This window comes from Maritimibacter fusiformis, from assembly GCF_008086115.1.
Taxonomy (GTDB): Bacteria; Pseudomonadota; Alphaproteobacteria; order Rhodobacterales; family Rhodobacteraceae; genus Muriiphilus; species Muriiphilus fusiformis.
Map to the genome: position 1 here is coordinate 429,873 of NZ_VSIY01000003.1, position 12,569 is coordinate 442,441.

Sequence of the window (12,569 nt, forward strand, 5' to 3'; positions counted from 1 at the left end):
TCACCCCACAAACACCGCTTTGACGTCCACATAGGGATTCGGATCATCCACCATATGTCGTGTCCGCTCGAACCATTCCGTCCAGTCTTGAAACATGCGCTCGATCCTCTGTTCCCTCGAACGCCTGATCGTAAGGCGACGCTTTTCCGCCGGAGACAGCTCAGCGTCGCCGTCAGCCACATCGCCGAGATCCAGTGCGAGCTGCGTCCGGAACCGTCCTTCAAGCTTCGCCAGGCGGTCAAGGACCCCGTCGAGGTCCTGCTGGATCCGCGCCCCTTGCTCCCGCCGGAGTCCGACGAGATGGGTCTGAAACCGGTCAACCGCCACCGAGATCGCGGACTGTGCCAGCCCGAGGTCTTCGACCGCCCGTCCCGGAGTGTCCTCCGCCAGCCGCATCCGCGTTATAAAGTCCGGGACTTCTTCGATCCGGACCGTACCGTCTGACCCTCGGATGACGACCGCCCATCGGTCGACAACTGGGGCTCCGTTCGCGTTCGGTATAGCCCCGTGCATGACCACAGCCACCTCGCCCGCAGCGAGACGACTCAGCGGCGCGACCGGGGCAGAATGTTCAGGAAAAAAGGTGCTGGCCCGGTCCGCAAACCACTCGAGGATCGGGTGTACGTCCCAGAGATACTGAACGGTCGGCCAAGACCGCTCCTGCATCTTCGCTTGATCGATCGCCTGGTTGATGACTTGGGCTTGGTCAGTCAGCTCGATCCGGTCCCCGGAACCAACCGCCTCTTCCGGCATGTACCGGCCGTCCACGGCCCCCTCACTGGCGTACCCAAACCCATCGCGAGCTCGCATGTCGTCCGGAATGCCCATCCTGATTGTGCGATCTTCCCGAGAGATCGCCGGAAGAGAAGCAAACACTCGCTCCTCAGGGCGGGACAGCCTTTCCACCATCTTGGATGCATAGGTAAAGGTATCTGGAAAAAGACGCGGCGGGGCCTGCTTCGTATTAGTTTCGGCGTCAGTCTCTGGCGCAGCCGGTGTCGCATAATCTCCAAAAAGAGCAGCGAACTCGTCATCGAGCGACATGTGAGCCTCGGCTTCCGCGGCGCGGACATTCATCTCCGCATCAAAAGCCTCGGCGCCGATCCCCGATGCGATCGCCTCTGCGACAACCGCCTCCTCTTCTTCCGCGTCTCCTTTTCCGAGAAAGACCGCCGGATCACCCACGCCGGACTGTGCAGCCTCGTCCTTCTCGACGAGCTTCTCAAGCACCCACATCTGGCGCACTTTCGGGTGCGAGCTCTCCCCAACGAAATAGGTGATCAGCGGGGCGCGGTCCTGCCCATACCGGTCGATACGACCGTTCCGTTGCTGGAACCGCAGAAGGGACCAGGGGAGGTCAAAATGGATCAGCCTGTGACACTGAAAATGCAGGTTCAGCCCTTCGGAGGCCATGTCGGAGGCGATCAGAATACGAATAGGGGATTTCTCCTGTCCGAACGCTTCGATCACCTCCTGGGTCCGGACATCCGCTTCGACGCTGCCTCCGTCCACTCGGGCCACCTGCTCCTCTGACAGGTCCATGTCCTCCCGTAGCCGCTCGGCGAGCCAAGAAACGGTGGCGATACGCTCTGTAAAGATGACGATGCGGTCTCGGGCAGCTTTCCCGGTCCATCGAATCTCGCGCAGCATTCGCAGGAGATCCTGATACTTTCTGAACGCGTCCGTTTCGATCGCGGAGACCTGATCGGCAAGCTCTCGGAGCCGAACCCGATCTTCCTCGGTGCCTCGGGCGGTCCCATTCTCGATACCCCGTATGCGTCGTTCAAGCGTCTCGAAACAGGCCGCCGGGCTTGAGAAGATCGCCTTGGCGAGCGTGGTACGAAACAGGTCGATCGCTCTGCCCCGGGTCGATTGCTCATCGAGATCAAGATGAAGATCGGCGATTGATTGATAGGCCACCTCCTCCTCTGAGCTCAGCGGAAAGTTCCGGCGGATCAGTTTGCGTTCGGGCACTTGCTGGCCGATATCCGCAGCCACCTTTCTGTCCGACCGGAACCGACGCACCACGAGATCTTCGATATCGGTCCGGTGCAGCCGGGTGGGGTCAGGCACCCGCGTCGGGTCAAGCATTTCGATCAGACTCGCGAAACTTTCCTGCGACCCGTCATGCGGGGTTGCGGTGAGCAGGAGCAGAGAGTCAGTCCGCCGGGACAGGAGTTGGGCCAGTTCCGCCCGTTGCGCGATCGTTCCGGCGGTGTTTTTACGGGCCGCCGCGTTATGCGCCTCATCAATGATAATCAGGTCCCAGTAAGAGTGCTTGATCGCGTCCCGGATCTGCGCATCCCGTTTGAGCGTGTCGATCGAAACGATGGACCGGTCGAACTGATCGAACACGTTGTAATGGGCCGGGATCCGGTTCCGCATCCGCCGGATCGCGGCGCTGTCGAGCCGGGATAGCGGGATCGAAAACCGGGTCCAGAACTCCTTTTGGAACTGGGTCAACATGGCCCGGGTCGTGACCACCAGAATCCGGTCTGCCCGGCCGCGCAGGGCGAGCTCGGAGGCGATCAGGCCCGCCTCCAGTGTCTTCCCAAGGCCCACATCATCCGCGATGAGGAGGCGAACCCGGTCCTGTGCGAGGGCACGTTCGACCGGCAGGTGCTGGAACGACAGATCATCGATCGCCGCACGCCCCAAGGTGAGAGGACGCCGGGTCGTCGTCGGTGTGTTCCGAAACGACGCCTCCAAGTGTAACTTTGTGTCAATCAGGCCGGGGGAAGCGTCGGGCAACAGTTGGACCGCGCCGGGGTCGAGGACCCGCGCGCCTTTTTCCAAGTCCCAGACAAAGCGGCTCTCCTTATCCCGCACTAGGCCAGAAAGGCCGCGGCAGTGGACCTCACGAAACCCACGTTTGAGGGTCGAAGTGCTCAGCACCTTCCATGTGGCGGAGCGTAGACTGATGACGGCACCAGGCGTGGGGTATACTGAGATCATTCTCGGTCCTAATGTTTTCGGTAGGCAGCGCCGCTTTTCACTGATCGATCATCAGCATACCGCGTGTCCGGACAGCCTAGCTCGCTCAAGCTTTGAAACGGAAAGTCTGTGACCATAAACGCCCCCCCGTCATCCAAAGGGATTTCCTTCAATCATTCAACCCAATTAAGCACTTACAGGACAATCAGCATTGAACCTTCGCTGTAATGCTGAGAGCCTGTCGGCGTGATCCGTACCCGAAGCAGGTGGACGCCAGTTCCTACACCACGTCCCGGGGCACTACCGCTCACGGAATCAACTACTACCGAACGATTTCTGTTTTCCCCGTTTTTCACATCGCCCCCTTCGTGCGGACGGGCAAAGGCCGCTCAACCCGCGAGATGATCGAGGCCTCCAATTTGTCTTCAGCGGGGTTCGAGCCACAGCCGTCCGGCAGTCCTGCATAGGCGACTGTCATACCTACTCGACCGGGATGCTGTTCTTGAGCAGCTCGGCGAACAGCAGGCGGCGCGCCTGGTTGATGGCTTGCACATCGTTGCGGCGTAGCGTGCCACGCAGCGGCTCCAGGCAGCCGCCGAAGTGGCGGCCCGGAGCGCATCGACGACAGGATTGGATGGGGAGTGGTAGCAAGCCCCCGTCGAGATCAACCAGGAGCCGCGCGTGACGCGCCCCATCATCGGAGCGGGGGCGTGTTTCGTTTCAGGCCGGGATTGGGAACGCCAGGACCTGGGCCAGGGGCGGTCTGCCCATGCCTGCGCCGGTGCCGGTGGCCAGCTGATCCGCCTGCTCGTGCTTCAGGATCTCATATATGTCCCGGCGGGCGATGCGGACGTTCGCCTTTTCCTCGGGAAACTTAACCAGCATCTTGCGCAGCCAGCCGGTGGCGCAGCCGACGTTGTCATCTCGCCTAGGGGTGTAGATCATCAACGCGATGGTCGAAACCAGGTGGACGGCGTGTTCGAAAATCTGAGCCGCCTGCTGGTCGTCGATCGGATCGTCGGAGCTGACTTGGGCGCGATACTCGCACCATATCGCGTTGTCGACGGCGGCCTGGATCAGGTCGGAAGCCCAGATGTCCGCGCGGGGTGGCGGGTTGAGGTGGTTGCTGCTCATTGGTCTGTCCCTTTCTCGGTGTTGGGTGACCGGCGGGGGCGGAGGAGAGGACAACCCTCGCCGGTCTGGCTCCTGATCTGCCTTGCCGGTGCCCAGCCGAGAGGGCACGCGACGGTGTGTCTTCGAGGAGCTATAGGATTTCTCGGTCGGTCGGCGTCGTGGCGGAGAATGTTTCCAGGCGATCCGCCTGCTCTTTGGGCGTCAGGCTGCTGCTGCCCGGCTCTGCATAGAAGGCTTCGGCCTGCTCGTCCTGCTGCTCGATCGGGTGGAGCTTCGCAGGCTTCTGGTCGAGGCGCTTGCCGGCGGGCTTGAACACGTCCCATTTGTTGAAACTTATCTCTTTTTCCTTTCTCACCAGTTGGTGTTGTGGGGCTCGAAGACCTCGTCGAGGACGACGAAACCGTCCCGGTGATGCTTCAGGCCCTCGAAATCGGTCTGGTATCTGCTTCCGTCAGGTGACCGCGGTCGAACGGTGTAGACGGCTTCCTCACGGTCGAGGAGCGCCGACGTGGCCATCGTGCAGGCCAGGGCGTCGAGGAAATCGGTGCTCATGCCGATCCGCTTTCTGATAGCTTTCTTGCTCTCGACTTGGAGCCGGTTCTGAGAATTGATCTCGTACCGTGGCGCGCTCATCTCTCGTAGGATGTCTTCGCCCGGCGGGATCGAGCAGTCGGAGCGTTCCGTCCAGGTCTTCACCGCGCTGATCAGTTCGGCCCGGCGGTTGGCATAGGCGTAGGCGTCGCTCTCTGTCGTCGGGCGCCCGCCGAAGTCCACGCCCACGGGGTTGAGGCCGATCGAGCGGCAGATGTCCATCACGGCAGGCCCCTGACCTCCGGCACCGTTGTCGATGAAGAGTGCGTCGGCATCGTACTCGCGCACCGTCGCGAGAAGTTTGTGGGCGATTTCCTGAACCGTGGGCGCTTGCATCACGACGTGGCGCAGGATCGCCGGCCCGGCGCGGACGACGATGATCGTGCGGTCGGATGTCGGTGCGGGATCGCATCCCACGACGACGGGATAGGCCTGGACGAGCTGACGGATCATGGCCTCGGAGTGTCGTCTCTCCTGGGCGGCACGCACGAGCGCCTGGTCGATAATCGCCTCCTCGTCGGTGACGAACCTGTTCGCCTCGTACTCGCGCTGGAAGGCAGGCTTGCCCCAGCCACCCATCTTGTCGGCGACAGCGAGGAGCTCCTGCAGCGTGAAAACGCCAGCCTCGACGCCGGCGGTCGACGCTGGGAGGGTGATGGTGTGCTCACCCTGGGCGAGGTCAATATCTTCGTGGAGCTGGTACATCAGATCGACCGACCGGAAGGTCCCGATCGTGATCAGCTGGGCGTTGGGGCGGCCCGACATGGTCGGCAGGATCGCGTTCAGGTACACGTCGCTGCCCACTTGGGCCACCTCGTCGATGATTACCAGGTCGAAGCCGTAACCACGCACACCGCCGGCGCCACCGTCGTCGACGCCAGCGAAGAACCGGATCGTGGAGGTGCCGCCATCGGCTGCCGGTACCTCAATCAGCGCCTCGCCTTTCTTGACGACGAGCCCTGGCACATCACGCAGACGATCGAGCACGTTGCGCCATCCGACGTTCAGCGCTTGGGTGAGCGTAGGGGCGATGAACGCGATGTCCGAGGTGCTCACGAGGGCGCGCATCGCGGCGATCGCAGAGACGAACACCGTCTTGCCCAGGCGGCGCGACGCGCCGATGTGGAGCGCGGTCGTGCTCTTCAGCGCGATGAGCCGGTGCGCCTCGAGGAAGCACGAGCGCGGTTTGTAATTTAGGGTGAGCGGCGTGGTCATTCTGCACGTCTCCTGCGGCGCCTGGAGCGCATCGGGGAGGCCTCAGCGGCGTCCTCGGGTGTAGGCGCAGCCGCGGAGGCCGTCTCGGCCGTCCCGGGCTCGCTCTGCGGTGGGTTGAGCGTCTCCAGGGGCTCCTGGTACTCGATCTCAGCGGGTTTGCTCACTGCGTCGCTCGCCTGGCCATCAATCACGTCACGGGCGTCGACCGATGCCGGGGGCACAACACCAGGAGCGAGGAGGATTTGAAGGGTGCCTTCGGTTGTGGACTTGAAATCAATTTGCTGGGCAGCGAGATCGGGCAGGATTTTCTTCACCAGGGACTGGGCAGTGGAGACCCGTAGGCTGAGCTCGGGGGCGTCGGTCCAGTCGATAATTCTTCCCGCGGCGTCGCGAACGGGCGCGGGCTTCCCTGCCACGACGTCGAGCAGGAACTGCAGCGAGCCCGAGCGGCGGATGGCCTCACGGTCTGCTTGGTTCTGTGCGTTCCTACTCGGCTTCCTGTCGGTCATGGTCAGGCGACCTCCTCGACAGCGGCACGCTCGAGCTCGAGGCTGTTGGCCTCCATCAAGGTGTTGACGCGGCGCCAATCGCGGGGGCTAACGTGGCGGGTGTTGAGCCCTCGGGCTGCAGCGGCACCGAAAGTCAGCGCCTCGCGCACATCGACTGCGTCGTGCACGTAGAAACCCAGGACCACCAGGGGCTGCCGGATCATGTTGTGGGGCACGGTCGTCGGTCGCTGGGTGGCTGTCCAGATCGGGTTGCCTTCCTCGTTCAGGCGGATGAGATGCCGGAGCAGGCGCAAGTTCGGGAGGCCCGGCGCACGCGGGATGATGGCGATGGCGTTGGTTTCGGTCATCGTTGGTTCTCCTCTTCGATGGCGGGTGCGGGGTCGATGTCGGGGTAGGCATTGGCGGTGTAGGCGACGCGTAAGAGCGTCGATCGATGGATGCCGGTGGCCGCACTGATCTTATGCAGCGCACCAGGCTCGAGCACCTCAATGCGGGGCGCATCCGTCAGCAGGCGCTTGGCCAGGGCGATCTGGTCCGGCGTGTAGATCCGACGGCGGCCTCGTTTTGTGGTTGCGGTGGTCATCGGTTGCTCCTCGTCGATGAGCTGATCTTGCGAACATCGTACCAGGAGGGCAGAGCACACCACAACGGCTACCGTCGCACAATATGAACTACTTGAACACGTATTGTTAAAGAATGTTAATGACTTATCTGCGCTCAATGCCATGGGGTCTAATATCAGGTCTAGTCTAAGCCCGTTTTCAGGCCGAGGGCGGTCAGATCGACGCCTGGAGCGGTCACCAGGGTGATCGCGCGGCCGGAGGGCAGCAGCGCCCTGATCGGCAGGGTCGGGCCGTCCAGGAGATCAAGCGCGAGCTCCAGGTCGTCGATGATGCCGGCATAAAGCGCGGCGTCGACGGTTCCGTTGGCCGGGAACAGGTCCGGCAGGAGCAGCTCGGCGATCTCGGTGCGGGCATCGATCGGGCCGTCGTAGGGCACCAGGCGGTGGCGGTCGGCCAGATGTAGCATCCAGCCCTGGCGGCGGTTGTGGGCGAGGATTCTGGGGATGGCGAGTTGGCGCCGCTCCATGCGGCTGACGGGGCGGTAATTTGCCGGGGGCTTGGGCCGGGGAGTCATTGGCTGTATACCTCGCACGGGGCTCCGGGGTCCGCCCCCCTTCCAACAAATATGTAGAGGGGGTGATATAGGTAAGTAGTGTTTACATACTTTTTGAAAGACCTTTTCTTAGGATACCCCCGGACCCCAGTACCCTCTGGAATGGAATCCACGGCCAACCTCCTGGTTTTTATGGACCGCCGACCGGGGTCCACCCCCGGCCCGTTTTCGCCCCCCGCCGGACCCCGAAAACTGGTACTTTTTATGTCTACACCGGGTACCAACCCAGCCATCGCTCGTGGCACCCGGATGTTACCCGGCGTAGAGGCCAAAAAGTACCTGTTTGGGGTCCGGGATAGCAATACTCCCGCCCCCCGGTCGGACCCTGTTGTCGACGCCCTAGCGAGCCTCATTCCAGGCCCTCCTCAGACACCCGCCGGCGCTCCGTGATCACCTTTGCCGCCGACGCCAATCTCGTGATCTTCTCGTCGCCTTCCGGCGCGTAAGCCAGGACCTCAGACCGCTCTTTCACGGACATCTCCAGGAGAGTATTTGCGGCATCCGGACCACGCGCCAGGATGCGCTTCTTGAGCCCCCCGGCTATCTTGATACGGTCGCTCCCTTCATCGGTGATCACCCTCGTCCATCCGCGGAAACCACCTCCGCCCGAGGTCTGAGTCTTCAGCTCGTTCGGGATGGCGTTAATGGCGTCTTTCGAAGCGCCGCCGGCCTTTGCCAAGCGCTGCGCTTCCTTCAGGACCGCACCCACCTCGAGATACAGCCGATCCTCGCTCTCGAACTCCTCGAACGCCTCTTCGATGAACTCGTCCGACTGCTTCATGCTCATTTCGACCATACGACGCTTCGCAGGCGTATCCTGGGCGACCATGAACACCTCCTGGCGAGGGGCATGCCCCAAACGGGCCGGCACGACCTCGAGGAAGTAGTTCCGCACCGTCGCGGCCATATCGTGCGTCACATCTGTCCCGTGCCCGACGCGCACCGCATTGACCCGGCGGAACAACTCGGCGTTGTCATGCAGCGCACCTTTGGCGCCAGAGGAGTAGACGTTGAACCGGCGGTTGGCGGATTTGAGGCTGAGCGGGACCGATCCCGGCTCGTTCGTCGCCATGCACATCGTGCCGAAGACATCGCCATAGAGGTCCTTTCCGCCTTTCTCGGTGCCGTGCGATTTGCCGGAGCTGACCTCCATCAGCTCTTTCGCGACCTCGACCGCGGCTCTGGTCATGCCCTTCATCTCTGGCACGAACCACATGAGCTTGTCGTATTGCCAGGAGGTATAGGCAGCTTGGCTGCCGCCCCCGAGTTTGCTCGAGGCCAGCTTCATGCAGTTGTCCGCGCCCAGGGCATTGAAGATGAACCCCTCGAACAGGGTATTCCGGCCGGTGCCCTCGACGCCGTCGGCGACGAAGATATGCGTCACACCGCGCGCTCCCGGATTGGCGAATTTGTAGGCCATCACCTCTTCGAAGATCGCCCGCTCCTCGGGGCGGTCGAACAGGTGCTCCAGGAAATCGTCGAACAGCTCGACAAGCGCTTTCCGGGGCTCGCCCAGGACCGGCGGGGTGTAGCTGTTCACCTTCGTCACCTGGTCGTTCTCTTTCGCCCGCACGATCGCTGTGTCGGACCAATAGGCAAACTGATCGCCGTGGGTCCTGATCTGCAGCGGGTTGTGGCTCAGGAACACGTTGACGACCGGCAGCCACTGCGTCGTCGGCCTGTTGTCGGCGTCCACCTTCGTGCCGACCTTGACCTGGACGAGGTCGTCGAACAGCGCCTTGAACTCCGCCGTCGGCAAATCAGCGTGGCCAGGGGCCATCGGGTGCCACCGCGCGTCGCTCTTCGCCGCCAGGTTCCGCACGAACATCCAGCGCAGCGCCAAGAGCAGCGCCCTGGCCTCGACCTGGTAGCCGTTGTCGCCCTCGTCGTACCAGTCGCGCGTCGCGCGGCGATACTCTTCGAGCACCGCCTCGAGGTCTTCCCCCTCGACGGACGGCACCACACCTGCCTCGTGCAGGATTTCAGTCGCGCGCACCAGCACCTCAGCATCCGGATCGGCGTCCAGGCCGTCGTCGGGCGTCATGTTTTCTCCGGGAGGGACATCCTCGGGCGGGGTGTGCCCGAGCGAGCCTAGGAGCTTGCCCAGCCGCTCGGCACGGGCCGGCTCGAGGTCGGGGTTGGCGCTCGGCGGGTAGTACGTCACTGCGTCTTGGCTGTCGTGTATGCCCAGCACACCGTCGTGGCGCTCGGTCACGAAACCGCGCTCGGGGTTCGACCCGTCAACGTTGGGATCGAGGCCCAGGACCTCCGCCATGCGGATCGGCATCCCCTTCGAAAGCCCGTGGTAGCTCACCTGCTCGGGGAGGCTACCCTTGGTGCCCGTGTAGAAGAGCTTCGACGTGTCCAGGGTGTAGGACTTCACGCCGTCACTAGGGACGCTCACCGGGCTCGGCACCCAGCCCATTTCTTTGAGCCTGGCGCTGTGGTGCGACATGAACTCATAGAGCCGGGCGTGAGTCACCTCGGGGAGCTCCCAGCGCGGCACGGTGGCCGGCGAGCGGTTGTCTTCCCACTCGTATTCGATGCCCTCGATGCATTCATCCGGGTCCGGCACCGTGTGCCAGCCCAGGGCGCCAATCTGACAGTCACCACCACGGAACACCTCGATCATGTGAGACTTCGCCCCAGCGACTGCCCTGGTCCAGCCGGCGACCGTCTCCAAACCCTCGACCTGGTCGATCTCGGGGTCGAAGCCAGGCTCGAAGAACGACGGCCCCGCGAACTTGCCTTTCGCGCGGAACTCGACGTCGCCAGGGCGCGGCTTACTAACCCGGAACAGCCAAGCTTCTTTGGCGCTGCCGGCGCGGTAACGCACCGGGACGCTGTCATGCCACTCCTGGCCAAAGATCGAAGCGGCCAGCTCGAACATGGCGGCCACCGCAGCGGGGTCGTCGATGTCCACGTCGAGGGCCACCAGGTCGCCCTCGATAACCACGCCGGTGGTCAGGTTGGGCAGGTCCAGGACCTCGCCGGTGTTGCTGTCGTGGGGATCGTCCCACCAGGTGACCGCATTTGTGCTGTCCGGAGCCTCGAGCCGGTCAATCGCGGCCTGGGACCATTTGCGGCCGCGGGATCGCTTGCCGTTGTTCGGCACCCAGGCGTAGCCGTTCTGCTGCACCTGCCAGCGGAGCGGCGTCTGCGGGTTGTTGTGATTCCCCGGCTGTGTGATCGCCGGCGTGCCGATGTTCTTTCTGCTCATGTCTTTGCCTTCTCGTCGAGACGTTTCTCGAACAGCGCCTTCCGGTGCTCGAGCTCGAACGGGGTCTTTTTCTTGTCAGCCATGCGCGGCCTCACCTTCTTTCAGGGGGTTGACGCCCGACGCTTTGGCATGCTGGGCGCGAGCCCAGCGGATCAGGTCGAGGCGGCTGCGATACCGCCAGCCCAGCCCGGGGATGCGTGCCCAGCCAGGAGGGGCGGTGTTGCCGCCTTTGGAGCGCAGGACCCGGAGCGATGCTTCGGGAATGCCAAGCACGTCTGCTGCTTCATGGCTGGTGCAGGGTTTCAGCAAATGCTCGACGCTCGTGTGGTCACCGATCGCTCGGAGCACGTCGGTGATGTCGCCATCGACCGCAGACAGTTTCTCTGTAGAGTTCATTGCCATAGGGCAGCCTTTCTCAGCACCCCCTCGCTCACCGAGGCCCACAGAGTGGGCAGCAGACACGCGCGAGGGGGAGCCCACGGGCCGTGCAAAAGTTCGATGTACTGGTTATGTGCAGGGACGCTGGCCGCCAGGGCATAGGCGTGTCGCACCGCGTCGGGGCCGCCACCAATGCGGCCTACGCGTTCTCATCGCGTCTGTGCCGCTAAATCCTGCGGCTACGCGTTTCACGGGGGCCTATGGCTCCTCCCGTCAATTTTGAGAATACCCTACCTGCCGACCACGGCGCAACTCGACCTGGCGATATTTTTTCCGGCGCGCTCCGGGTTCGCCCCGCCGGCTTGTGGCGAAGGGGGGGCGTGTTGGCAAAGTGCTTCGTGTTTCGTTGCCGGCTCGGGCCCCGTTGCTTCCCTAAGATCGGTTTCGAAACCCCGATGGTCGCACCAACCGTCGGGGTTTCACATTTCTGGAATTAGACCCTAGTTGTACTTTTTGCCCCGCACCAAGGACCAGGACACCCATATTTTACAAGGTTTTCCAGCCATTTGACTAATTCAAATAGATCATGATGGGCGACGACCGCGCGATCAGGGCCACCTGGGTGCGTGGCAAGAAAGTCTGATCGCCGGACAAAACGCGGATCAAAGAATCGAAACGCCTGAATCCGTGTCCTTTTTCTGCCCAGATGTTGAAAAAACATAATTGGGCAGTTGAGGCAAACATGCACCGGGAAACCAAGAAATACATGCGCGGGGCGTATCGCCGCCACGCGTCCACGCGCACGCCGGGCAAGGTTCTGGACGTGGGCGCTTCGGGCAAACGCGGCTGGTTCCGCGAGATCTGGGGCAAACGGCGGCTGGGTCTACGAAGGCATGGATATGGTCGAGGGGCCGCACATCAAGCACGTGCTGGGCGATCCGTGGAAATTCGACCTTCCCAGCGACAGCTACGACGCGGTGATTTCCGGCAACATGTTGGAGCACAACGAGTTTTTCTGGCTCACCTTCCTCGAGATGTCGCGGGTTCTCAAACTTGGCGGTCTGATGGTGCACATCATGCCGTCGCGCGGGATCGAGCATCGCGATCCGCAGGATTGCTGGCGTTTCTACCGCGACGGCATGACGGCGATGGGCAAATGGGCCGGGCTGGACTGCATCGAGGCCACGACCGACTGGGCGCCGGAGCATTTCGACTACATCGACCGCAACCGCAAACACGCGCGCCGCGTGCCGGAGCTTAAAAAGACCATGCGCACCGCGGGCACCGACTGGGGCGACACGGTCGGCGTGTTCATCAAGACCGAGGAAACCGCGGCATCGCTGGGGATGGACTACATCCGCCATTTCGCCCGGCTGCATGAGGACGTGCCGGCAGCCCTGGCGGCGGAATAG

Annotated in this window: 11 protein-coding genes; 1 reads left to right on the top strand and 10 read right to left on the bottom strand. The window is 62.9% G+C overall.

All coding sequences use genetic code 11. From position 1 onward, the window contains the following. The 10 genes from FVF75_RS02750 to FVF75_RS02795 form a co-directional block, all read right to left on the bottom strand. Positions 1-2,955 (bottom strand): DEAD/DEAH box helicase, encoded by a 2,955-nt coding sequence (locus FVF75_RS02750; protein WP_148376208.1) that lies wholly within the window; start codon positions 2,953-2,955, stop codon positions 1-3. A gap of 699 nt (positions 2,956-3,654) precedes the next feature. Further along, positions 3,655-4,068, bottom strand: coding sequence for a hypothetical protein (locus FVF75_RS02755; RefSeq protein ID WP_148376209.1), 414 nt, complete (start codon positions 4,066-4,068; stop codon positions 3,655-3,657). Between the two features lie 130 nt (positions 4,069-4,198). Next, positions 4,199-4,423: a hypothetical protein gene (locus FVF75_RS02760; protein ID WP_148376210.1), complete on the bottom strand. Its 225-nt coding sequence runs from the start codon at positions 4,421-4,423 to the stop codon at positions 4,199-4,201. Then, the gene (locus FVF75_RS02765; protein WP_148376211.1) at positions 4,420-5,874 is read right to left on the bottom strand and encodes a terminase large subunit domain-containing protein; all 1,455 of its coding nucleotides are present in this window, start codon (positions 5,872-5,874) and stop codon (positions 4,420-4,422) included. The genes FVF75_RS02760 and FVF75_RS02765 overlap by 4 nt, the downstream gene beginning before the upstream one ends. Next, the gene (locus FVF75_RS02770; protein WP_148376212.1) at positions 5,871-6,383 is read right to left on the bottom strand and encodes a hypothetical protein; all 513 of its coding nucleotides are present in this window, start codon (positions 6,381-6,383) and stop codon (positions 5,871-5,873) included. The genes FVF75_RS02765 and FVF75_RS02770 overlap by 4 nt, the downstream gene beginning before the upstream one ends. A 2-nt stretch (positions 6,384-6,385) precedes the next feature. Further along, positions 6,386-6,730 carry a hypothetical protein gene (locus FVF75_RS02775; protein WP_148376213.1) on the bottom strand — a complete coding sequence of 115 codons (345 nt, stop codon included), beginning with the start codon at positions 6,728-6,730 and terminating at the stop codon, positions 6,386-6,388. Continuing rightward, entirely contained in the window at positions 6,727-6,966 is a 240-nt protein-coding gene (locus FVF75_RS02780) for a hypothetical protein (RefSeq protein ID WP_148376214.1), read from the bottom strand. The genes FVF75_RS02775 and FVF75_RS02780 overlap by 4 nt, the downstream gene beginning before the upstream one ends. Before the next feature lie 161 nt (positions 6,967-7,127). Then, positions 7,128-7,412 (bottom strand): hypothetical protein, encoded by a 285-nt coding sequence (locus FVF75_RS02785; protein ID WP_148376215.1) that lies wholly within the window; start codon positions 7,410-7,412, stop codon positions 7,128-7,130. A gap of 496 nt (positions 7,413-7,908) precedes the next feature. Then, entirely contained in the window at positions 7,909-10,779 is a 2,871-nt protein-coding gene (locus FVF75_RS02790) for a hypothetical protein (RefSeq protein WP_148376216.1), read from the bottom strand. Between the two features lie 75 nt (positions 10,780-10,854). Next, on the bottom strand, positions 10,855-11,181 hold the full coding sequence (locus FVF75_RS02795) for a helix-turn-helix domain-containing protein (RefSeq protein WP_148376217.1): 327 nt from the start codon (positions 11,179-11,181) through the stop codon (positions 10,855-10,857). Between the two features lie 869 nt (positions 11,182-12,050). Between FVF75_RS02795 and FVF75_RS02800 the strand changes: the two genes are divergently transcribed. Further along, positions 12,051-12,569 (top strand): methyltransferase domain-containing protein, encoded by a 519-nt coding sequence (locus FVF75_RS02800; RefSeq protein ID WP_148376218.1) that lies wholly within the window; start codon positions 12,051-12,053, stop codon positions 12,567-12,569.